Raw genomic sequence first — 20,667 nt, forward strand, 5'->3', positions numbered from 1 at the left:
GGCACACTGGGGGCCATGACGAGCGGCGAGGACGGTCAAGGGCCCGCGGACCGAGACGAGAGCGAGCCGGCGGTCTTCCTGTCCGAGCCGGTGCGCCGCAAGACCGTCGAGATCGCCGCCGCCGCGATGCCGGGGCTGGCGCCCGCGAAGGTGCCCGCGAAGCTGCGCCGGTTCCTCAAGTTCAACCAGGCCAAGCGCGCCAAGCTGGCCCGCGCCGACATCGCCGCCGAGCTGGCCGGGGGCGATGCGTTCCGCGCCGATCTGGGCGAGGTGCTCGCCGGGGCCGACGCGCCGCTGGTGCGGGCGGTCGCCGACGGCGGGGCCGTCTCGGCGATGGCCGATCCCGCCGAGGTGGCCGCGCTGGCCTACCTGCTGCGTCCCGAGGGCTGGAGGGCGCTGGTGGCGGGCGCGGCCGAGGCCGTCCGCACCGAGCCCGAGGCCGCCGCCGCGGAGGCGCCGGTCGACGAGGAGGCCCGGCGGCGGATCGCCGCGGTCGACAAGGAGAACCAGCGGCTGCGCGGGGCGCTGACCGACCAGCGGTCGGCGGCGGCCCGGCTGCAGGAGGACCTGCGCAAGGCGCGGCGGGAGCTGCGCGAGGCCGAGGAGCGGGCCGCGAAGCTCGCCGGGGACCTGGCCGCCGAGCGCGGCCGCATCAAGCAGGCCGACTCGGAGCGGCGCGCCGAGCGGCGCCGCCTCGAATCCGAGGCGGCGTCGCTGCGCTCGCAGCTCGACGAGCTCCGGCGGGCCGACCGCGAGGCGGACCGGCTCGCCGACTCGCGGCTGTGGCTGCTGATGGAGACGCTCTCGGGCACCGCGACCGGGCTGCGCCGCGAACTCGGGCTCGAACCGGTCGCCGACCGCCCGGCCGACTACGTGGCCGACGAGCGCTGCGCCGAGCCCGAGACGCGGGAGACGGAGGGCTCGCGGGGGCTGGATCAGACCGACCCGCAGCGGCTCGACCACCTGCTGTCGCTGCCGAACCCGCACCTGATCGTCGACGGCTACAACGTCACCATCAGCGCTTGGGGCGACACGCTGACGCTGGAGCAGCAGCGCAACCGGCTCGTCCAGGGGCTGGGAGCCCTTGCGGCGCAGACGAACGCCGAGATCACGGTGGTCTTCGACGGGGCCGATCCGATCTTCGGGGCGAAGCCGAGCGCGCGCGGGGTGCGGGTGCTGTTCAGCGCCAAGGGCGAGATCGCCGACGACGTGGTGGTGGACCTGGCCAGGGTGGAGCCGAAGGGCCGCCCGGTCGTGGTGGTGTCCTCGGACCGGGAGGTCGCCGACCGGGTGCGGCGCCACGACGCCTATTCGGTGCCGTCGCCGATGCTGGTGCGGCGGATCCAGCGCGGCTGAGCGGGGGTTCGGGCTCGCATGCGCGGGGCCGTCACGGGGTCTCGGAGGCCGGTCGGGGCGTCGCCTTGAGCATCACCGAGTCGGCGGCCAGGTCGTGCAGCCCGCGGTGGTAGCGGTGGCCGAAGGCGCTGAGCGCCGGGAGGACCAGCGACAGGAGCACGGCCCGCACCAGGGCGCGCCAGAAGCCGAGGCGGCCGCCGGTGGTGGCCGAGACGCAGGCGATGCGCATGATGGCCATGCCGAGGCTCTGGGAGCCGAAGGTCATGCAGGCGGTGTAGTAGACGATGAACAGGGCGGGGGTCGCGATGCGGACGTCGTCGGGGCCGGGCGGCAGCGTGCCGATCCATTCGAGGAGGTAGACGAGCACCAGGCACGAGACCCAGTCGATCACCAGGGCCGTGAGGCGCTCGCCGAGGCCGGCGAGATCCTGGCCGCCGGTGTCCGTTCCCTCTGCCGCGCCGTCGCTTTCCGTTGTCATGGCGCGAGTCTACGGGCCGCCTCCGGGCGGTGGGATCCAGCGGCCGTGAGCAGTGGGTTCGGTCAACAGATGACGAGTTCACGCATAGCAAGTAACACGCGCGAAACATTTGATTTACGCTGAGGCAACTGACTGCGGATAGCGTTTCGCCTAATACCGCGGTGTCGACAGCGACGTCGGTGCCAGACCGTGGCAAAGCGTGCGAGCCATGGATTTAGCTTCATACCTACCGAGAGGAACACCTTCGTGTTTTCCAGCCCAGAAGAGCTCCTCGGCTACGTCCGCGACAACGACGTGAAGTTCATCGACGTCCGCTTCTGCGACCTGCCCGGCGTCATGCAGCACTTCAACATCCCGGCGGCGTCCTTCGACGCCGACCTGCTGGAGGAGGGCCTCGCGTTCGACGGCTCGTCGATCCGCGGCTTCCAGGAGATCCACGAGTCGGACATGCTCCTGCTGCCCGACGTCGCCACCGCGTTCATCGACCCGTTCCGCGAGCAGAAGACCCTCGCGCTGAACTTCTTCATCCACGACCCGTTCACGCGCGAGGCCTACAGCCGGGACCCGCGCAACATCGCCAAGAAGGCCGAGCAGTACCTGGCCGGGAGCGGCATCGCCGACACCGCTTACTTCGGTGCCGAGGCCGAGTTCTACATCTTCGACTCGATCCGCTTCGACCAGACCGCCAACCAGGCGTTCTACCACATCGACTCGGTCGAGGGCGCGTGGAACACCGGCGCCGAGGAGGCCGGGGGCAACCTCGGTTACAAGCCGCGCCACAAGGGCGGGTACTTCCCGGTCGGCCCCGTCGACCACTTCGCGGACCTGCGCGACCGGATGACGACCAACCTCATCGAGGCCGGCCTGACGATCGAGCGGGCCCACCACGAGGTCGGCACCGGCGGCCAGGCCGAGATCAACTACCGCTTCTCGACGCTGCTGCACTCCGGCGACGACGTCCAGAAGTTCAAGTACATCGTCAAGAACACCGCCACGCAGGCGGGCAAGACGGTGACGTTCATGCCCAAGCCGCTGTTCGGCGACAACGGCTCCGGCATGCACACCCACCAGTCGCTGTGGGCCGCGGGCGAGCCGCTGTTCTACGACGAGACCGGTTACGCGGGCCTGTCGGACACCGCGCGGCACTACATCGGCGGCCTGCTCAAGCACGCCCCGAGCCTCCTGGCGTTCACCAACCCGAGCGTGAACTCCTACCGCCGCCTGGTGCCGGGCTTCGAGGCGCCGGTGAACCTGGTCTACTCGCAGCGCAACCGCTCGGCGTGCACCCGCATCCCGGTGACGGGGTCGAACGCGAAGGCCAAGCGCGTCGAGTTCCGCGTGCCGGACCCGTCGTCGAACCCGTACCTGGCGTTCTCGGCCATGCTCATGGCGGGCCTGGACGGCATCAAGAACAAGATCGAGCCGCCGGCGCCGGTCGACAAGGACCTGTACGAGCTGGGCCCGGAGGAGTACGGCGACATCGCCCAGGTCCCCGGCTCGCTCGACAAGGTGCTCGACAACCTCGAGTCCGACCACGACTTCCTCACCGAGGGCGGCGTGTTCACGCCGGACCTCATCGAGACGTGGATCGAGTACAAGCGGGAGAACGAGATCGACCCGATCCGCCTGCGTCCGACGCCGCACGAGTTCGATCTGTACTACGAGGTCTAGCGGAACTGCTTACCCCCGGAGGGCGCGGCCGGCACATGCCGGCCGCGCCCTTTTGCCGTCTGCTCCCCCGCCGGGGCCCGGCGGTAGGTTTGCCGGGTGCGTTCACGACTCATCCGCGCGATCGGCCCCGAGCTGCTGCGCGACATCGCCGCGCTGGCGGCGGGCATCCTGATCGTCGGCGCCTCGTTCGGCGCGATCGCCACTGCCGAGGGCGTCCCGTGGTGGCAGTCGACGGCGATGTCGGCGCTGGTGTTCGCCGGGGCCTCCCAGTTCGCGACGCTGGGGATCATGACCACCGGCGGCGGGGTGCTCGCCGGGGTGGCGGCCGGGCTGATCCTCAACATGCGGCACATCCCCTACGGCATGGCCGTCGGCGGCCTGTACTGGACGAGCCTGCGCTCCAAGCTCCTCGGCACCCATCTGCTGCTGGACCAGTCGACGGCGTTCGCCCTCGCCGCCGGGGGGGACCGCCGCCGGGCGCGGATCGCGTTCTGGACGGTCGGGGTCGTCATGTTCGCGGTGTGGAACATCGGGACCGTGCTCGGGGCCGTGGCGGGGCGGTTCATCGCCGACCCGGCGGCGCTGGGGCTCGACGCGGCGCTCCCGGTCATCCTGCTGTCCCTGGTGCTGCCCGCCCTGCGCGACAGGGACACGCTGCTGGCCGGGCTCGCGGGCACGGCGATCGCCCTCGTCGCGAGCCTGTTCCTGCCCGCTGGCGTCCCGGTGCTGCTGGCGCTGCTCGGGCTCGCGGTCATGTGGCGCGGCACCGGCTCGAAGAAGCGGGAGGCGGCGTCATGACGATGGTCGCGGCGATCATCGCGCTCGCGGTCGGGACGTTCCTGATCCGGCTCTCCGGGCCGCTGCTGCGCGGGCGGCTCACGCTGTCGGCGCGCACCGAGGCGATCCTCAAGGCGGGAGCGACCGTCGTGCTGCTGGCGCTGACGGTGACCTCGACGCTCATCGTCGATGGCGGCTTCGCCGGGTGGGCGCTGCCCGCCGGAGTCCTGGTGGGCGGGGTCCTGGCGTGGAGGCGGCTGCCGCTGGCGGTGGTCGTCGTCGCGGCGGCGGCCACGACGGCACTGCTGCGTCTCGCTGGCATCGCTTGAGCCGCAACGACACCAGAAGCCACATAAAGAACTGAATAAATGTTTGATGCTCTTCCGGCGACATGCCGCGCGTTTCCACGTGATACTCGGGTGATGGCGTTCCGCATCTGGGAGACGATCGGACGGGATCTGCTGCGCGACACCGCGGCCTACAGCGTCGGCATCGCCGTCGCGGGTGCCGCGTTCGCGGCCATCGCGACCGCCCAGGGACTGCCGTGGTGGATCACCTGGGCCATGTCGCTCTTCGTCTATGCCGGAACGGCGCAGTTCGCCGCGCTCGGCGTCGCCGCGGCGGGCGGCAGCGGCCTGGCGGTCGTCGCCACCGGCCTCATCCTCAACCTCCGCCACATCCCCTACGGGCTCGCCGTCGGGCACCTGTACTGGGACCGGTGGTGGACCCGCATCCTCGGCACGCAGAACCTGCTCGACACCACCACGGCCTTCGCACTGGCCGAAGGGGACGATCAACGCCGGGCGAAGATCGCCTACTGGACGACCGGCACCGGGAACGCCGTGGCGTGGGTGGTCGGGAACTTCGCGGGCATGTTCATCGGCGGCTGGATCGCCGAACCCGAACGGCTCGGCCTGGACGCGGCGCTGCCCGCGATCATCCTGGCGCTGGTGATCCCGAGCCTGAAGGACCGCAGGACGCTGCTGGCGGCCGCGACCGGCGCGGTGATCGCCTTGGCCGCCAGCCCGTTCCTGCCGCCGGGGATGCCGGTGCTGCTGGCGCTCGTCGGGCTGGTCTTCGCGCGGCCGAAGCGCGGACGGGAGGAGGCGGCCACGTGAACTGGATCGAGGTCGCGGTGCTGGCGGTCGGGACGTTCCTCATCCGGCTCTCGGGGCCGCTGCTGCGCGGGCGCATCAGCGTGTCCGAGGAGACCGAGGAGTTCCTCAAGCGCGGCGCGACGGTGGTGCTGGTGGCCTTGGTGGCGACCTCGTCGGTCATGTCCGAGAACCAGTGGGCCGGATGGGCGCTGCCCGCGGGGGTCGCGGTGGGCGGGGTGCTGGCGTGGCGGCGGGCGCCGCTCGCGGTGGTCGTCGTCGCGGCGGCGGCCACGACGGCGCTGCTGCGCCTGGCGGGCATCGAGTGAGGCGACGGCGAACGGGCCGCGCGGCATGGCCGCGCGGCCCTGGTTCGGATCGGACGGAAGCCGGGTCCGCCGCTGGGGTCGGTCAGTCGGCGACCACGCGGCGGCGACGGGCGAGGAGGATCAGCACGGCGGCACCGGCCACGATGGCGGCTGCGGCGACGCCGATCGTCACGGTCATCGGGGAACCGGTGACCGGCAGCTGCGCCACAGGTGTGGACGACTCCGGCGGCGCGGACGACTCGGAGGGCGCGGGGCTCTCCTCATCGCAGCCGGCGGGCATGGCCCAAGAGGCGGTGCCCTCGATCGTGTTCCTCGCGAACTCGACCTGGAACGAGACGTTCAGCTCGCCGCCTTCGGCCTGGAACTCGACGGTCGCGGTCTCACCGGCCGCCAGCTCCTCCGTCCGGGTCTCGCCGTTGACCGTGAAGGTGTAAACGAAGGGGTCGGCGTCGGCGGGGACGGCGAGGTCGAAGGTCAGGCCGTCGCAGGTCTGCTCGTAGGAGCCCCAGGCGCAGGGGGCGTCGGCGTCCCAGGTGACGACATCGACCTCGATGTCGTCGACGGTGACGGTGACGGTGAAGGGCTCGTCCGGGTTCGGGACCAGGAAGTAGTGGCTCAGCGTCGCCCGACCGGGGAGGGTTTCGCTGACGGCGTCGCCCTGGCTGGGGGTGAGGACGATCTCTCGGTCCACGCCGATATCGGCGTGGACCGCCTCGACCAGCAGTCCGGAGCAGTCGCTGGTCCCTCTGGCCGCGCCTATCAGCTCGTCCCCGCCTTCTTCTCCACAGGCTCCGCGCAAGACGACCGGCAGGGACTCCACCAGTTCCTCAGTGTCCGTGCCCTCGTCGTACTCGCCGTCGGCGTCGTTGTCCCAGAAGAGCGTGACGCTCATCGAGGTGTCGGTGGCCGAGCCCGGCAACGTCTGTGTTCCGGTCAGGACCGTGCCGTCGGCCACTGGCGCGCCGACCTGCAGTGCGCCGGTCAGCGTTCCGGACTGGTCGATCTGCAGGACCTCGCCTGTGGCGTCGGCGCTGGGGGCGGTGACGGTCAGCGTCCAGCCGATCTCCCGGTTGCCGTCCACGCACGGGGCCGCATCGAGGCGGAGGGTGGACTCCTCGGCCTGGGCGGCCGACGCGAACGCGACCGCGGCCGCGAGCCCGAGGGCCGCGCTGCCGGTCAGGCTCAGCACCCGTTTCAGGATGGTTTTCATATTTTCTCCTAAACCATGACAGTACTCATGGGATAGTGGGCAAGTGAGTTTTTCGTGGTCGAAGGCAATGGTCCGACCACTCCAGCCACCGTACCAACTGGACACCACCTGGCCGGAAAAAGGATTCGCATATCAGCCGAATGGCGATATCGACGCAATAGCATTGCGCCATTAGAGATAAGAGTGAAGCTCTGAGGTTATTGCGATAATGGCAGCTGGACGTTTTCACGGCCGCGGCCGGTCTACTCGGCGGAGATTCGGAGCGGGAAGGCCCGCCGACCGCGGCGGAAGGCGCCGATCGCGGCGGTCGGCCGCGACGGCGCTGCCGCGCCTCGCGGATCTCGCGGGCATCGACTGAGGCACGAAGAAGGGGCCGCGCAAGCAGGTTGCGCGGCCCCTTCGTCTCAGATCGGCTGGAAGCCTATCCCACAGACAGGATCGGTCTACCAGTCAGCGGCCGCACGGCGGCGGCGCGCGATGAAGAACAGCACGGCTGCGGCGACCACGAGGGCGGCGGCGGCGCTGATCATGATGGTCATCGAGGAACCGGTGGTCGGCAGCTGGGCCACGGGGGTGGTCGAAGCCTCAGAGGTCGGGGGGACCTCTTCCTCGCACTCACCGGGCTTGGTCCAGGGGATCTCGCCGCTGTAGATGTGCTTGTCGTCGTCGGCCTCCTCGGCCTTCCACACCACGGTCAACTCGTCGCCGGAGGCGGTGAAGGTGAAGACCTGGGGCTCGGCGCCCGGGGTGAGGACAGCCTCGACGGCGTCGCCCTCGCTCGGGGTGAGGGTGACAGTGGTCTCAGGCGCGTCGGCGGACACGAAGAGCTCGAACTTGAGGCCATCGCAGGTGTCGTAGACGGTGCCCCACTCGCAGTTGCCGCCGCCGTCCCACTGGTAGGTCTCATACTCCTCGCCGTTGACGAGGACTGTGACGCTCAGGCCTTCTTCGCTCTCGACCGAGAAGTACTGAGTGAATTCCTTGCCGACCTCCGGAGTTCCGGAGACCTCGTCGCCGGTGCTGGGAACGAAGGTGAACTCGGCCAGGGTCTCGCTCTCGTTGATAGCGGTCACGGCCATGCCGGCGCAGTCGCTCCACGAACCAACGGCGACCGAGGGCTCGGGCACCTCGGGGCTCGGGCTCTCAGACGGCTCTACGGTCGTCGGCACTTCCGTGGGCTCACAGCCGCCTTGGGGCTGCGGGACGCTCCAGTCGTTGGTCTGGGTGTCGCCACCGTTCCAAGTCGGCCAGGATGCCGTGATCGAAAGCGTGGCCTGCTGGTCCTCGGAAGTGAGGGTCTGCACGCCTTCGAGCGTCCCGGACCCGGGGGTGGGCAGGGAGGCGCCATCGACGATGTCGCCGGTCAGGGTGCCGTTGTTCTCGACCGAGTCGATGATGCCCTCGGCGTCGCCGGTCCAGTTGGTGGCGTGCCAGGCGACCGTCCAGCCGCCGTCATCGGCGCAGCTGACATCCCAATCGATCTCGACGTGACAGGCCTGAGCGGCCGAGGCGAACACCGTCGCACCGACGAGGCCGAGGCCGATGCCTGCGGCCAAGGTCCTTACCCGCTTGAGGGTACGGTTCATGTTTCTCCTAAGTGATGGCATTTCTCAATGGGGGTAGTTGCAGGGGATTCGCACGGTCGGGGGCAGAAAACCGACCGGCTTAGGCACCTTACCAACTAGACACGTGGCGGCTTGCAGAAAGGTCGCATAACAATCGAGTAACAGACGACCGCAAACCTGCTGTGACGCAAGGGGTCAATGAGCGTCACCGAGGCCGCCCGCGCGGCGCAGCAACTGTCCTTTTTCACGGTAATTGTCGGCCATGGCGGCGGCACCTTCGAATGCGTTCCGTGCTTCCTCGGTGCGTCCCATGCGTTCGAGCATCTCGCCGCGCACGGCGGACACGAGGTGGTAGTCCTTCAACGCTGGCAGGTCGGCGATCTCGTCGACCAGTTCGAGGCCCCGCTCGGGGCCGAAGGCCATCCCGAAGGCCACCGCCCGGTTGAGCGCGACGACCGGCGAGGGCTGGACGGCCAGCAGGCGGGAGTACAGGCCCGCGATCCGCACCCAGTCGGTCTCCTCGGCCTTGGACGCCCGCGCGTGGCAGGCCGCGATCGCGGCCTGGAGCACGTAGGGCCCGGCGTCGTCGCCCCAGGCGCTGGCGCGGTGGAGGGCGGCCTGGCCGCGCCGGATCAGCAGTCCGTCCCACTTGGAGCGGTCCTGTTCGGGCAGCGGCACCGGCTCGCCCTCGGCATCGGTGCGGGCCCGCGAGCGCGAGGCCTGGAAGTCGAGCAGCGCTGCCAGGCCGAGGACCTCGGGCCGGTCGGGCAGCAGGACGGTCAGGCGCTGGGCGAGCCGCATCGCGTCCTGGCACAGCTGCGGCCGCATGAGGTCGTCGCCGCCGGTGGCGGTGTAGCCCTCGTTGAAGATCAGGTAGACGACCTCGAGCACCGCGTCGAGGCGCTCGCCGAACTCGTCGGCCGAGGGCGCCTCGAAGGTCACGCCCGCCTCGGCGAGCCTGCGCTTGGCGCGCACGATGCGCTGGGCGACGGTGGACTCGCCGGTGAGGTAGGCGCGGGCGATCTCGCCGGTGGTGAGGCCCGCGGCCGCCTTGAGGGTCAGCGCGGCGCGCGCCTCGATCGACAGCACCGGGTGGCAGGCGCAGAAGACGACGCGCAGCAGCTCGTCGCCGATGTCGTCGTCCAGTTCGGCCTCGGCCGCGGCGATCGGGTCCTCGGCCTCCCCGGCGGCCTCCAACCGCCGGGCCACCTGCTCGTACTTGCCCTTGAGGTTCTGGTCGCGCCTGATGCGGTCGACCGCGCGGCGCTTGGCGGTGACCATGAGCCAGGCGGCGGGCCGCTCGGGCACGCCTTCGACCGGCCATTGCTCCAGGGCGGCGACGACCGCGTCGGAGGCGAGTTCCTCGGCGAGGCCGACGTCGTTCACGGTGCGGGCGAGGACGGCGATGATCTTGGCGGACTCCAGCCGCCACACTGCCTCGACCGTCCTGTGGACGCCGTCGGTCCGCTCGCCGATCATGCCGCGATGCTACTCCGCGTCGAGGATCCGGCGGACCTCGTGGATGATCTCGAAGCCCGGGGCGTGCACGCGGTGCAGTTCGACCGACTGCCTGGCGACCTCGACGGCCTCCTCCTGGCTGCGGCACTGGACGATGAAGTACCCGCCGACCCATTCCTTGGCCTCGGCGAAGGGCCCGTCGACGACCTTGACCTTGCCGCCGTGCAGGTCGACGCGGGCGGCCCGCTCGGTCGGCTCCAGCCCGGCGGCGTCGACGAGGATGCCGTCGGCGGCGAGCTTGGCGACGAAGGCTCCCATCGCCTCGTGCAGGTCGGAGGGGTCGCCCTCGAAGTCGGCGGGACGGTCGTGGACGACGTTGATGAGGTAGCGCATGGACTTGCTCCTTCGGTTCGTTTCGGCCTTGACACCCCTCAGTCGATCGGCCGGGCGCCGATTCGACGCTCCGGCCGAGAAATCTCGAGAAATTCTTCGAAGGGCTAGAAGTCCTGCGGTTCGACGGCGTTGTCGATGTCCTCCATGGTGAGGTACTCGCTGCCGATCAGCTCCTCTTCCCAGTTGTTCTTGTCGATGCTCACCGGCTCCAGCAGGTACGAGGGCACGAATTTGAAGCCGTTGTTGTACGTGCCGAGGTCGTTGACCTCGGGGTCGTCGCCGTTCACGATGCTCTTGACCATGCCAGAGGCGACCGCCGCGAGGTCGCGGGTGTCCTTGAAGACGGTCTGGGTCTGGCCCAGGTCGTCGCGGATGAACTTGATCGAGAGGGCTTCGGCGTCCTGGCCGGTGATGACCGGGAACTCATCGGTGCCGGGGACGAGTCCGAAGTCTTCGAGCGCGCGAATGACGCCCCGGCTGATGCCGTCGTAGGGGGAGAGCACCGCGTCGAGGTGGCGGTCCTCGTAGAACTCATCGAGCAGCCCGGCCATGCGCTCCATGGCGAGGGGCCCGCTCCAGCGCTCGGTGGCGGTCTGCTCCTGCTCGGTCTGCTCGGAGGGGATCCGGATGATTCCGGAGTAGGTGTAGCGCTCGAGCGTGTCGAGGCCCCCCTGGAAGAAGTACTGGGAATTGCTGTCGTCGGACGAGCCGGAGAAGATCTCGACGTTGAACGGGCCTTCGGCGCCGTCCTCGCTGATGCCGAGCCGGTCGAGGATGTGCTTGGCCTGGAGGACGCCGACCTGGTAGTTGTCGAACGAGGCGTAGTAGTCGACGTCGGGGGTGTCGAGGATGAGGCGGTCGTAGGAGATGATCATCACCCCCTTGTCCTTCGCGTGGGCGAGGACCTCGCCGAGGGAGCGGTTGTCGATCGCGCCGATGATGAGGAACTCGACGCCCTGGTCGACCATCCCCTGGATCTGGGAGATCTGCTTTTCGGGGTCGTCGTCCCCGTATTCGAGGATGGTCTCGTAGCCGGGCTCGTGAAGCTGGTCCTCCAAAAACCCGCCTTCGATGACCCAGCGGTCGGAGGTCTTGGTGGGCATGGCGATGCCGGTGAAGCCGGTGAGGGAGGAGCCGGACTCCTCGCCCCCCGAGCACCCTGCCAATGTGACGGCTGCCATGCCTGCCGATCCGTGCAGTAGGCGGCGGCGACTGAGATGCATGAGGGCGGTACTCCTTCGTACAAAAGGGGTGACAATTCACCAGAAAATTTACACGAACCAATTTTTCTACAAGTGACACATTCCGTGATCTGCCCGTTGCTTGAAAACTGGATGAACGGGTAGGAAACGGCGGCGCCGGGATGGGATCGCGGCACCGTACCCGACGGTAGATCGTCTCGTAGGGGCGCTCCATCCGCCCCCCGCCGCGCTGAGAGGCGCCGCTCGCGGCCGGAGGGCGCGCGGCGACCCCATACGATGGCGCCCATGGGCGATCGATGGGTGGAAGTGGCCGACCGGGTGTGGGTGCGGCGCTGCGAGGAGCTGGACCTGTCGCTCGGGCTGGTCGCGGGCGACGACTGCTGCCTGGTGATCGACACCGGCGTCAGCGCCGACCACGGCTTCGCGTTCGCCACCGCCGTCCGCGAGCTCACGCCGCTGCCGTGGCAGATCGCCTACACGCACGACCACTTCGACCACTGGTTCGGGACCGCCGCGTTCGGCGAGTCGGCGATCTGGGCCGTGGCCGACGGCGCCCGCTTCATCGCCACCGGCGACGAGCAGCGCAAACGCTGGGCCGCGAAGTACCGGCTCGACAGACGCGAGGAGGACGCCAGGGCCATCGGGCGCTCCCGGCTGGTGCCGCCGAACTGCCGCGTCAGCGGAGCGATCGGCCTGGACCTGGGCGGGCGGACCGTGGTGCTGCGCCAGGTGGGGCTCGCGCACTCCGACAACGACATGGTGGTGGAGGTGCCCGACGCGGGCGTGCTGTTCGCCGGGGACCTGGTGGAGAACGGCGCGCCGCCGTCGTACGGCGACGCCTTCCCCTACCACTGGCCGCAGGCCGTGGAGTACCTGCTGAGCTGGCGGCCGCAGACGGTCGTGCCCGGCCACGGCGAGGCGGCCGACTACTGGTGGGCCAGGGGCCAGGTGCGCGAGATGGCCGAGGTGGCGCGGCTGTGCGGCGAGGTGGCCCAGGGCCTGGTGCCCGTTGAGGAGGCCGCCGAGCACGGGCCGTTCGGGCCCGAGACGATGCGCACCGCGATCGAGCGCAGCCGCCTGCTCGCCCCGCCTCCTCCCCCGCCGCCGCTCCCCGAGCCGCCCGCCCAGTCCGACCCCGAGGCGGCCCGGCAGAGCCCGATGGGCAACCCCGCCTTCGACGCGGCCCCGTGGGCGCCGGTCTGCATCTACGACGCGATCGACTACGTCATCGGCCCCGACGGCTCGATCGAGGCCGAATAGGACTGTCGCATCGCTCGCGAGCTTGGTGCATACTGAGGTTCACCCAACGTATTGCCGACCCCCGACCTGACTCACCCGGCGACCACCCTTCACGGGAGCACCAGTGTCCGACGGCGCACACCGCGACTCCGCGCGAACCGACCGACCGCCCCGACCGTCCGAGCGGCGCCGCCGCCTCGACCCGACGGCCACCGCCGTGTGGGCCGGAGCGGCCAGCGCCGCCATCAGCGTCGCCTTCAACGTCCTGAGCATCCAGGCCGAAGGGCTCACCGGCACCGAGCTCGAACGCATCAAGAACCTCGCGATCATCCTGGCGATCCCCGCGTTCGGCGTGACGACGGCGATCCTGTGGGCGCGGCTGTCGCGCTCGCCCACCCGGATCACCGCACTGGTCGACGCCCCGCCGACGCACCGGCCCCGCCCCACGACGCTCCTGTTCATCACGGCGCTCGCGCTCAACCTGCTCGGCGCGTGCTCGGGCATGGTGGCGCTGTTCCAGCCCCAGCTGCTCGACGTGTTCGACCCGCCGTGCGAGGACCCGATCGAGCTGACCGTCGCCGTCCCGCAGGAGGGCGCCGCGGGCTTCACCGACGTCGTCGCGGAGTTCGCGGACGACCAGCTCGACGAGCACGGCTGCCGCACGGTCAGCGTCACCGCCCTCCCCCTCTCCTGGCAGGAGGTCGAAGACGCCTTCGCGGACGACTGGCAGGGGAGGATGCGGCTCTCGCTCGGGATCCGGCCGGACGTGTGGATCGCCGAATCGGCCGCGCAGATCGATTACGCCGGCAGCCTCATGGACGACGACGCGCCGCTGGCGGGCGAACCGGTGCCGATCGGCACCACCCCGCTGGTGCTGGCGGTCCCCCAGGACATCGAGTCGCTGCACACGGCGGCCGAGACGGCGTTCGCATCGCTCATGCAGCCCGACGACAACGCCGTGGTGCGCGCCGACCCCGAGCAGTCGCTCACCGCGCTCTACCACCTCTCGTGGCTCTACGAGCTCAACGCGAACGACGCCGACATCGAGGAGGCGATCACGAGCGGGCTCGAATCGAACGGCATCGGCAAGGTCGGCGACACCGCGCTGCTGTGCCAGCTGTACCACCGCGACGCGGCGACGACGGCCGTGCTCACCACCGAGAGGGCCGTGGCCGTCTACAACGAGGAGGAGATGGGCTCGGACTGCTCGCAGACCGACCGCCCCGACACGCAGCTCGACGCCCTGTACCCCATCGAGGACGTGCACCTGGACTACAGCGCCCTGCACCTCGGCTGGCCCGATCCCGAAGGGGCGGATCCGGCCGTCGAGGCCGACCGCGACCGCGCCGCCGAGGACTTCATCGACTGGCTCACCGCGCCGGACGGGCAGGCGTCGCTGGCGGACACGGGCATCCGCACCGATGCCGCCGAGACGCTGCTGGCCCGCGCTGGCGGCGTCAACACTGACGCGGCGCAGGAGGCCCACGTCCTCGACTCCGGTGCGCTGCCGGGTCTCGAAGCGCGCTTCAGCGAGGCCCGGATGCCCGTCCAGGTCCTGCTGGCGGTCGACAACTCCGCGGCGATGAGCCAGGCCGTCGGCACCGGGCAGGCCGAGGACGGCGAAGACCGGACCCTCGCCGACGTCGCCTTGGCGGGAGCCCAGGCGGCACTGGACGAGTTCGAGGACGACGACGAGTTCGGGGTGTGGAGCTTCCCCACCGGCGAGGGCGATCCGGAGCCGGACCGCCTGCTGGAGATCGGGCCCGCCGACGAGGTCCATCGGACGCAGGCGGTGACGACGCTCGCCGCGCTGACACCGGAGGGCGACACCCCGCTGTACCACACGATCGCCGAAGGCGTGAGCGTCCTGGAGGGAGCCGACGACGAGCGGACCCAGCCGGTCATGGTGGTCATCACCGGCGGCGAGGACGACGACCCGGCCCACGACACCGGCGTCGAGGCGCTCACCGCCCGGCTCAACGAGGCCGGCGTGCGCCTGTACGTCGTCACCGTCGCGGGCGCCACCTGCGAGACCACCGGTCTCGACGAGGTGGCGGAGGCGTCGCTCGGCCGGTGCGAGAGCGTCCAGGCCGGCTCGCTGGAGGCGACGTTCGCCGGAGTGTTCGACGAGATCTGGGGCGGCGACGATGCGTAGGCGCATCGGGATCGGCCCCGCCCGCGCGGGGTACAGGCGGCGGGAGCTCCTCGGCGGCCTGCTCTCGGCGGCGGGCGCGGGCGCCGCCGCCGCGCTCGGCGTCCAGGGGTATGTGCACCGCGAACGCGAGTTGGAGGACCTTCCCGAGGGCTACCGGCTGGGCATCCTCGCGGGCGTGGACGAGAGCTCCGGCGCGCAGCGCGAGATGCTGGTGCGCCAGTGGAACCGGCTGCACGAGCACCACCAGGCCGAGATCCGCGACCTGCCGCCCAACGCCGACCTCCAGTACAACGGCATGCACGCCGCGCTCCAGGCCCGCGACACCGACGTCGACCTGGTCGCCGTCGACATCGCCTGGATCGCGGAGTTCGCCGAGCAGGGCTACCTCAGGCGGCTCGAGCACCTGGCCGACGACGGCTTCCTCCGCGCGCCGTTCCAGGCGGGGGTCATCGGGGGCGACGTGTACGCGCTGCCGTTCAACTCCGATGTGGGGCTGCTCTACTACCGCAGGGACCTCCTGGACGAGGACGACGAGCCGTCGCGGTGGGGCTGGGAGGAGTTCGCCGAGCGGGCCGAGGCGCTCACGGACGCCCTCGTGGGTTCGAGCGCCCACCCCGGCCTGGAGGGCGGCATCGCCATGCAGCTCGCCCCGTACGAGGGCTTCACCGTCAACGTGTGGGAGGTGCTGCTGTCCAACGGCGCCGAGCCGGTGCGCGAGGACCTCATCCAGATCGCCGACGACCCGCTCACCGTCCCCGCGCTGAACCGGCTCCAGGGCATGGTCAACCGGGGCACGGTCCTGCGCGATTCGCTCGCGTTCGACGAAGCGGGGTCGCTGACGGCCTTCCTGGAGGGCCGGACGGTCTTCCTGCGCCACTGGCCGCGCGCCTACCACCAGCTGCTGGCGAGCACCGCCGACCTGGACGTCGGCGTCGCGCCCATGCCGGGCAGGGGGGTGCTCGGCGGGCAGAGCCTGGCGGTGGCCGCTTCCTCGCGGTTCCCCGTCGTGTCCCAGGCCTTGGCGGAGTTCCTCACCGGCGACCGCAGCCAGCAGCTGCTGTTCGAGCGCGGCGGCTTCGCCGCCACGCGCCCCGAACCGTACGAGGACGCCGATCTGCGCAACGACGCCTACGGGCCTCCGGCGAAGGCGGGCGGCGGATCCGGCGGTGCGGCGCCCGCGGTCGGGTTCCCCATCGAGGACGTCGCGGTGCTCGAGGGCGGCCTGCGGGACGCCGGGCTCCGGCCCGCCGTCGACCACTACAAGCGCTTCAGCGAGGTCTTCAGCGACTACCTCCACGGCATCCTGTCCAACGGCGAGGAGGTCGACGCCGAGCGGCTCCAGACGGATCTGGAGCAGGCCGTCGAGGGGAAGTGACCGGCTGGTCTAGGAGAACCCGGCGATCGCGTGCGGGACGTAGCACTCCTCCAGGCGCATGACGTCCTCGTCGTCGAGTTCGAGGTCGATCGCGGCGAGCGCGTCCACCAGGTGGCCGGGCTTGGTGACGCCGACGATCGGGGCCGTCACGGCCGGGTTGCGCATCGCCCAGGCCAGCGCGATCTGGGCGCGCGGGACGCCGCGGTCGGCGGCGACGGCGCCGAGCCGCTCGACGACCTTCCGGTCGGACTCCTCGGCGCCCTCGTAGAGGGCCGCCCCGCGGAGGTCCTCGGTCAAGCGGGCGGTGACCTCGTCGGGGTCGCGGGCGAGGCGGCCGCGCGCGAGCGGGCTCCACGGGAGCACGCCGATGCTCTGGTCGAGGCACAGCGGCAGCATCTCCCGCTCCTCTTCGCGGTTGAGGAGGTTGTAGTGGTCCTGCATGGTCACGAAGCGGGTCCAGCCGTGCAGGTCGGCGGTGAACAGGGCCTTGGCGAACTGCCAGGCGTACATCGAGGAGGCGCCGATGTAGCGGGCCTTGCCGGCCTTGACCACGTCGTGGAGGGCCTCCATGGTCTCCTCGATCGGGGTGGCCGGGTCCCAGCGGTGGATCTGGTAGAGGTCGACGTAGTCGGTGCCGAGGCGGCGGAGGCTGTTGTCGATCTCGTTCATGATGGCCTTGCGGGAGAGGCCGGCGCCGTTGGGGCCGGAATGCATCCTGCTGAAGACCTTGGTGGCGATGACGACCTCGTCGCGGCGGGCCATGTCGGCCAGGGCGCGCCCGGTGATCTCCTCGCTGAGGCCTTGGGAGTAGACGTTGGCGGTGTCGAAGAAGTTGATGCCGGCCTCGAGCGCGTCGCGGATGACGCCGCGGCTGGCGTCCTCGTCGAGGGTCCAGCTGTGGCCCCCGTCCGGGCCGCCGAAGCTCATGCATCCCAGGCAGATGCGGGACACCTGGGTGCCTGTGTTGCCGAGTCGGGTGTATCGCATGGTCTGGCCTCCATCGGTCGTGGTGTTCGTGTCGCGGTCGGCAGGGCTGGGGTTACCCCGATCGGGGCTAGAGGAACGGCTGGTCGTCGAATGCGGTGTGGAGTTTGCGCAGCAGGGCGTCGAGTGTCCGGCGCTCGTCGGCGCTCAAGACCGAGAGCGCCTCGTCTTGGACGACGAGTCCGGCGCGGACGGCCGATTCGATGGCCGCTCGGCCTCGGTCGGTCATCTTGACCTTGAGGCCGCGGCGGTCGTCGGGGTCGGGGAGCCGCTCGATGTACCCGGCGCTCTCGAGCTTATCGAGGCGGCCGGTGAGGCCGCCCGAGGAGAGCATGAGAGTGGCGCCGATCTGCTTGGGCGAGAGGATGAACGGTTCGCCGGAGCGGCGGATGCTGGCCAGGACGTCGAATTCGCCGCGGCCGAGGGCGTACTCGCCGTGGGCGCGGCCGAGCATGGCGCGGAGCTTCTGGGAGACGCGGTGGACGCGCCCGAAGAGGGCCATGGACTCGAGTTCGAGGTCGGGCAGCTCGCGGTGCCACTGCTCGACGATGCGGTCGACCGCGTCTGGTTCAGCCATGGGGACATTCTCGCTCACCGCCCGAAGCGCCGCAGAGGTACCTCGCAGTGAAGTAAATCAACCTCAAGTATCTTGACGAAAACTATCTTAGCTCTAAGATAATTAAGTACAAGCTACTTGGAGGCGTGCCATGAACACCCGCACCCGCGACATCGCCCTGACCGCGCTGGCTCCGGTCATGTGGGGCACCACGTACCTGGTGACCAGTGAATTCCTACCGCCCGACCGGCCCATGCTCACCTCGATGCTCCGGGCGCTCCCGGCCGGGCTGCTGCTCATCCTCATAGCCCGGCGGCTCCCCCGCGGCGCGTGGTGGTGGAAGTCAGCCGTGATCGGCACGCTCAACATCGCCGTGTTCTTCGCGATGCTGTTCCTGGCCGCCTACCGGCTGCCGGGCGGGGTCGCGGCCGTGGCCAGTGCCGCCGGACCGCTCACGACGGCCGGGGCGACGATCCTCATCCTCCACCAGAAGGTGCGGCTGCGGACGTGGCTGCTCGGCATCGCCGGAGTCGGGGGCGTCGCGATGGTGGTGCTGACGGCCGAGGCACGACTCGACCTGATCGGCGCCCTCGCCGGGATCGGCGGGGTCGTCTCGATGTCGACGGCGGTGGTGCTGACGAAGCGGTGGGGGCTGCCGCCGCAGGCCGGACCGGCGGCGCTGGCCGGGTGGCAGCTGACCGCGGGCGGCCTGCTGCTGGTCCCGGCGGCCTTCATTCTCGAAGGCGGCCTGCCGGAGTTCACCTCGGTGAACGTCGCCGGATACGTGTACCTGGGGCTGGTGAACACGGCGCTGGGCTACTGGCTGTGGTTCCGCGGCATCGGAAGGCTCTCGGTGGTGCCGTTGAGCTTCCTGGGCCTGTTCTCGCCGCTGACGGCGGCGACCCTCGGCTGGCTGGCGCTGGGCGAGACGTTCACCGCGTGGCAGACCGCCGGGTTCGCCGTGGCGCTGGCGGCGACCCTCACGAGCCAGCTGCCCGCGCGCCGGAAGGCCGCACTGCCGATCGAGGAACCGAAACCCGAACTCACCCGAGTCTGAAAGGAAACGAGAACATGCGCATAGCGGTATTCGGAGCCGGAGGAAGCGTCGGCAGCAGAACGGTCGCCGAGGCGGCGGCCAGAGGCCACAAGGTGCTGGCCATCGCCAGGAAGCGGCTCGCCGGACTCCCCGGCAACGCCGAGACGCGGATCGGCGACGTGACCGACACGGCGGCGGTGGAGCGGCTGAGCGGGGAAGCGGACGTCGTGATCAGCGCCGTGCGCCCTCCGCAGGGGCTGGAGCACCAGCAGGCCGCGGCCACGAAGACGCTGCTCGACGGGGTGGCGCCGACCGGGACCAGGCTCTTGATCGTCGGCGGAGCGGCGACGCTGCGGGTGCCCGACACGGGCGGGCTCGTGATGGACGATCCGCGCTACGTGCAGGCCCCGTGGCGGGCGATCGCCGCGGCGGGCGCGGAGCAGCACGAGGTGTGCAGAGGCGAGAAGCGGGTGGACTGGGTGTACGTGAGCCCGTCGGCGAACCTGGTTCCCGGAGAGCGCACCGGCCGGTACCGGATCGGCGGCGACGAACTCCTGACAGACGAGCAGGGCGACTCGCGGATATCGGTGGAAGACCTGGCGGTCGCCCTCATCGACGAGGCGGAATCCCCAAGGCACCACCGAACCCGCTTCACGGTCGCCGCCGCCTGATCCGAGCCGCCGGCGACCCGTCGTCGAAGCGCTCGCGGGCGCTTCGACGACGTTCTACGTTGTCGCGAACGGTTCGATCCGGCGCAGTTCCACTGCCAGCCGCTCCCGCTCGGTTTCGAGGTCGAAGCGGTCTTGGAGGTTGAGCCAGAACCGATCCGACATCCCGAAATAGCGAGCGAGCCGAAGCGCGGTGTCGGCGGTGATCGATCGCTTCCCGTGCACGATCGCATTGATGCGGGGAACCGGCACTCCGATGGCGTGCGCGAGCTTGTACTGCGAGATGCCCATGGGATCCAGGAACTCCTCGAGCAGGATCGCTCCGGGATGGATCGGTGGTAGCAGTTCCTCAGCCATCGCGCTCCCGTTCATGGATCAGTGCGAGTCGGATCAATCCAGCGGACTTCGCTGAAACCAGCGAATCCGGTATCGGCACTGGCAATGGTCAGGCCATGCTCGATCGCCAACGCCACCAGGTGCGCATCCGGCACCAGTTTCACGGTGGGTCTCTCAGTTCGCATGATGCGCTCCAGAACGTTCCGGTGCCCCGGGCCCGGAGTGGGAACCCAGGCCCCCGAGCTGTCCAGCCATCGGTCAACCTGGTCCCAAGCCTTCTCCGAGGTGAGCGGCCTGCGGAATATCCGGGGGTTGGTCATGATGCGCATGAATCCCACCAGGTTCTCCCACGGGAGTCCCACGGTTTTGCCACGGCCGTTCAGCTGTCCGTCGAGCCAATCGAGCGTGGCCTTATGCCTCTCGTGGTCCGCATTGACCGCATAGACCAAGATGTTCACATCGACCAGGAACACTACTTGTGGTCCTCGCCCTCCGCGAGGGCGAGCATCTCAGCAGTGCTCGCCTGGTACGGCAAGAGCTCTCCACCGAGGTCTCTCGGGATGGTCCGCGCCCGATCCTGCTCTTGGCGGCGGTCCGGGCCGTCATAGGCGTCCAGGCCGATACTCAGGATCTCGTTGATCGCTTCTTTGAAGGTCATGTGCCGCTCCGCTCGGAGGCCCTCGATTCGGACCGCGAGACTGTCTTCAATGGTTACCGTTGTACGCATGCATCAATCCTTACATTAATTGATGATTTGATGCTACCGAATCGAGGACCATGAGCGA

General features: G+C 70.0%; 22 protein-coding genes. 11 read left to right on the forward strand and 11 right to left on the reverse strand.

Going from position 1 to position 20,667, the window contains the following annotated elements; all coding sequences use genetic code 11:
• The first annotated feature begins 15 nt into the window (after positions 1-15).
• Positions 16-1,356, forward strand: coding sequence for an NYN domain-containing protein (locus H613_RS26925; protein ID WP_035738266.1), 1,341 nt, complete (start codon positions 16-18; stop codon positions 1,354-1,356).
• Positions 1,357-1,387: 31 nt separating this feature from the next.
• On the opposite strand, the gene H613_RS26930 is transcribed toward H613_RS26925, so the two are convergent.
• Positions 1,388-1,834, reverse strand: a complete 447-nt coding sequence (locus H613_RS26930) for an RDD family protein (RefSeq protein WP_051393402.1) — start codon at positions 1,832-1,834, stop codon at positions 1,388-1,390.
• Positions 1,835-2,080: 246 nt separating this feature from the next.
• Here H613_RS26930 and glnA point away from each other — a divergent pair, with 246 nt between their 5' ends.
• The 5 genes from glnA to H613_RS0115485 all read left to right on the forward strand — a co-directional run bounded on the left by glnA (position 2,081) and on the right by H613_RS0115485 (position 5,705).
• Positions 2,081-3,505 carry a type I glutamate--ammonia ligase gene (gene glnA / locus H613_RS0115465; protein ID WP_026924509.1) on the forward strand — a complete coding sequence of 475 codons (1,425 nt, stop codon included), beginning with the start codon at positions 2,081-2,083 and terminating at the stop codon, positions 3,503-3,505.
• Between the two features lie 96 nt (positions 3,506-3,601).
• Positions 3,602-4,303 carry an AzlC family ABC transporter permease gene (locus H613_RS26935; protein ID WP_051393403.1) on the forward strand — a complete coding sequence of 234 codons (702 nt, stop codon included), beginning with the start codon at positions 3,602-3,604 and terminating at the stop codon, positions 4,301-4,303.
• Entirely contained in the window at positions 4,300-4,611 is a 312-nt protein-coding gene (locus tag H613_RS0115475) for an AzlD domain-containing protein (protein WP_026924510.1), read from the forward strand. The genes H613_RS26935 and H613_RS0115475 overlap by 4 nt, the downstream gene beginning before the upstream one ends.
• Positions 4,612-4,704: 93 nt before the next feature.
• Positions 4,705-5,400, forward strand: a complete 696-nt coding sequence (locus tag H613_RS0115480; RefSeq protein WP_035738267.1) for an AzlC family ABC transporter permease — start codon at positions 4,705-4,707, stop codon at positions 5,398-5,400.
• On the forward strand, positions 5,397-5,705 hold the full coding sequence (locus H613_RS0115485; RefSeq protein ID WP_026924512.1) for an AzlD domain-containing protein: 309 nt from the start codon (positions 5,397-5,399) through the stop codon (positions 5,703-5,705). Before H613_RS0115480 ends, H613_RS0115485 begins: the two co-directional genes overlap by 4 nt.
• Before the next feature lie 82 nt (positions 5,706-5,787).
• On the opposite strand, the gene H613_RS0115490 is transcribed toward H613_RS0115485, so the two are convergent.
• The 5 genes from H613_RS0115490 to H613_RS0115510 form a co-directional block, all read right to left on the reverse strand.
• Positions 5,788-6,915 (reverse strand): hypothetical protein, encoded by a 1,128-nt coding sequence (locus H613_RS0115490; protein WP_026924513.1) that lies wholly within the window; start codon positions 6,913-6,915, stop codon positions 5,788-5,790.
• A 443-nt stretch (positions 6,916-7,358) separates the two neighbouring features.
• Positions 7,359-8,501 carry an LPXTG cell wall anchor domain-containing protein gene (locus tag H613_RS0115495; protein WP_169732011.1) on the reverse strand — a complete coding sequence of 381 codons (1,143 nt, stop codon included), beginning with the start codon at positions 8,499-8,501 and terminating at the stop codon, positions 7,359-7,361.
• A 174-nt stretch (positions 8,502-8,675) separates the two neighbouring features.
• Positions 8,676-9,959, reverse strand: a complete 1,284-nt coding sequence (locus H613_RS0115500; protein ID WP_026924515.1) for an RNA polymerase sigma factor — start codon at positions 9,957-9,959, stop codon at positions 8,676-8,678.
• A gap of 9 nt (positions 9,960-9,968) precedes the next feature.
• Entirely contained in the window at positions 9,969-10,331 is a 363-nt protein-coding gene (locus tag H613_RS0115505) for a YciI family protein (protein WP_026924516.1), read from the reverse strand.
• Positions 10,332-10,435: 104 nt separating this feature from the next.
• Positions 10,436-11,512 carry a substrate-binding domain-containing protein gene (locus H613_RS0115510; protein ID WP_051393404.1) on the reverse strand — a complete coding sequence of 359 codons (1,077 nt, stop codon included), beginning with the start codon at positions 11,510-11,512 and terminating at the stop codon, positions 10,436-10,438.
• Positions 11,513-11,818: 306 nt separating this feature from the next.
• Between H613_RS0115510 and H613_RS30175 the strand changes: the two genes are divergently transcribed.
• The 3 genes from H613_RS30175 to H613_RS0115525 all read left to right on the forward strand — a co-directional run bounded on the left by H613_RS30175 (position 11,819) and on the right by H613_RS0115525 (position 16,302).
• On the forward strand, positions 11,819-12,793 hold the full coding sequence (locus H613_RS30175; RefSeq protein WP_084546666.1) for an MBL fold metallo-hydrolase: 975 nt from the start codon (positions 11,819-11,821) through the stop codon (positions 12,791-12,793).
• Between the two features lie 103 nt (positions 12,794-12,896).
• Positions 12,897-14,927, forward strand: coding sequence for a substrate-binding domain-containing protein (locus tag H613_RS0115520; protein ID WP_026924518.1), 2,031 nt, complete (start codon positions 12,897-12,899; stop codon positions 14,925-14,927).
• Positions 14,920-16,302: an extracellular solute-binding protein gene (locus tag H613_RS0115525; protein WP_026924519.1), complete on the forward strand. Its 1,383-nt coding sequence runs from the start codon at positions 14,920-14,922 to the stop codon at positions 16,300-16,302. The genes H613_RS0115520 and H613_RS0115525 overlap by 8 nt, the downstream gene beginning before the upstream one ends.
• A gap of 9 nt (positions 16,303-16,311) precedes the next feature.
• Here H613_RS0115525 and H613_RS0115530 read toward each other — a convergent pair whose 3' ends face one another.
• Positions 16,312-17,289: an aldo/keto reductase gene (locus H613_RS0115530; RefSeq protein ID WP_026924520.1), complete on the reverse strand. Its 978-nt coding sequence runs from the start codon at positions 17,287-17,289 to the stop codon at positions 16,312-16,314.
• Between the two features lie 67 nt (positions 17,290-17,356).
• Positions 17,357-17,863, reverse strand: a complete 507-nt coding sequence (locus tag H613_RS0115535) for a MarR family winged helix-turn-helix transcriptional regulator (protein ID WP_026924521.1) — start codon at positions 17,861-17,863, stop codon at positions 17,357-17,359.
• A gap of 130 nt (positions 17,864-17,993) precedes the next feature.
• Here H613_RS0115535 and H613_RS26945 point away from each other — a divergent pair, with 130 nt between their 5' ends.
• Both H613_RS26945 and H613_RS0115545 read left to right on the forward strand, forming a co-directional pair.
• The gene (locus H613_RS26945; protein WP_035738269.1) at positions 17,994-18,899 is read left to right on the forward strand and encodes an EamA family transporter; all 906 of its coding nucleotides are present in this window, start codon (positions 17,994-17,996) and stop codon (positions 18,897-18,899) included.
• A gap of 14 nt (positions 18,900-18,913) precedes the next feature.
• Complete coding sequence (locus H613_RS0115545) at positions 18,914-19,549, forward strand: NAD(P)-dependent oxidoreductase (RefSeq protein ID WP_026924522.1); 636 nt, start codon at positions 18,914-18,916, stop codon at positions 19,547-19,549.
• Positions 19,550-19,603: 54 nt separating this feature from the next.
• On the opposite strand, the gene H613_RS0115550 is transcribed toward H613_RS0115545, so the two are convergent.
• From H613_RS0115550 to H613_RS26950, 3 genes are read right to left on the reverse strand one after another with little or no spacing between them, the layout of a single operon-like run.
• Positions 19,604-19,903 carry a HigA family addiction module antitoxin gene (locus tag H613_RS0115550; RefSeq protein ID WP_026924523.1) on the reverse strand — a complete coding sequence of 100 codons (300 nt, stop codon included), beginning with the start codon at positions 19,901-19,903 and terminating at the stop codon, positions 19,604-19,606.
• 11 nt (positions 19,904-19,914) lie between these two features.
• Complete coding sequence (locus tag H613_RS0115555) at positions 19,915-20,355, reverse strand: type II toxin-antitoxin system VapC family toxin (protein WP_026924524.1); 441 nt, start codon at positions 20,353-20,355, stop codon at positions 19,915-19,917.
• Positions 20,355-20,540: a hypothetical protein gene (locus H613_RS26950; protein WP_156926063.1), complete on the reverse strand. Its 186-nt coding sequence runs from the start codon at positions 20,538-20,540 to the stop codon at positions 20,355-20,357. Before H613_RS26950 ends, H613_RS0115555 begins: the two co-directional genes overlap by 1 nt.
• Between the last annotated feature and the right edge of the window lie 127 nt (positions 20,541-20,667).

The organism is Glycomyces arizonensis DSM 44726, from assembly GCF_000482705.1.
In the GTDB taxonomy this organism is placed as follows: Bacteria; Actinomycetota; Actinomycetes; order Mycobacteriales; family Micromonosporaceae; genus Glycomyces; species Glycomyces arizonensis.

Excerpts from the sequence above, each read along its gene's own strand:
- H613_RS26925 (WP_035738266.1), top strand. The coding sequence starts at position 16 with ATGACGAGCGGCGAGGACGGTCAAGGGCCCGCGGACCGAGACGAGAGC.
- H613_RS26930 (WP_051393402.1), bottom strand. The coding sequence starts at position 1,834 with ATGACAACGGAAAGCGACGGCGCGGCAGAGGGAACGGACACCGGCGGC.
- H613_RS0115475 (WP_026924510.1), top strand. The coding sequence starts at position 4,300 with ATGACGATGGTCGCGGCGATCATCGCGCTCGCGGTCGGGACGTTCCTG.
- H613_RS0115480 (WP_035738267.1), top strand. The coding sequence starts at position 4,705 with ATGGCGTTCCGCATCTGGGAGACGATCGGACGGGATCTGCTGCGCGAC.
- H613_RS0115490 (WP_026924513.1), bottom strand. The coding sequence starts at position 6,915 with ATGAAAACCATCCTGAAACGGGTGCTGAGCCTGACCGGCAGCGCGGCC.
- H613_RS0115495 (WP_169732011.1), bottom strand. The coding sequence starts at position 8,501 with ATGAACCGTACCCTCAAGCGGGTAAGGACCTTGGCCGCAGGCATCGGC.
- H613_RS0115500 (WP_026924515.1), bottom strand. The coding sequence starts at position 9,959 with ATGATCGGCGAGCGGACCGACGGCGTCCACAGGACGGTCGAGGCAGTG.
- H613_RS0115505 (WP_026924516.1), bottom strand. The coding sequence starts at position 10,331 with ATGCGCTACCTCATCAACGTCGTCCACGACCGTCCCGCCGACTTCGAG.
- H613_RS0115510 (WP_051393404.1), bottom strand. The coding sequence starts at position 11,512 with ATGGCAGCCGTCACATTGGCAGGGTGCTCGGGGGGCGAGGAGTCCGGC.
- H613_RS30175 (WP_084546666.1), top strand. The coding sequence starts at position 11,819 with ATGGGCGATCGATGGGTGGAAGTGGCCGACCGGGTGTGGGTGCGGCGC.
- H613_RS0115525 (WP_026924519.1), top strand. The coding sequence starts at position 14,920 with ATGCGTAGGCGCATCGGGATCGGCCCCGCCCGCGCGGGGTACAGGCGG.
- H613_RS0115530 (WP_026924520.1), bottom strand. The coding sequence starts at position 17,289 with ATGCGATACACCCGACTCGGCAACACAGGCACCCAGGTGTCCCGCATC.
- H613_RS0115535 (WP_026924521.1), bottom strand. The coding sequence starts at position 17,863 with ATGGCTGAACCAGACGCGGTCGACCGCATCGTCGAGCAGTGGCACCGC.
- H613_RS26945 (WP_035738269.1), top strand. The coding sequence starts at position 17,994 with ATGAACACCCGCACCCGCGACATCGCCCTGACCGCGCTGGCTCCGGTC.
- H613_RS0115545 (WP_026924522.1), top strand. The coding sequence starts at position 18,914 with ATGCGCATAGCGGTATTCGGAGCCGGAGGAAGCGTCGGCAGCAGAACG.
- H613_RS0115550 (WP_026924523.1), bottom strand. The coding sequence starts at position 19,903 with ATGGCTGAGGAACTGCTACCACCGATCCATCCCGGAGCGATCCTGCTC.
- H613_RS26950 (WP_156926063.1), bottom strand. The coding sequence starts at position 20,540 with ATGACCTTCAAAGAAGCGATCAACGAGATCCTGAGTATCGGCCTGGAC.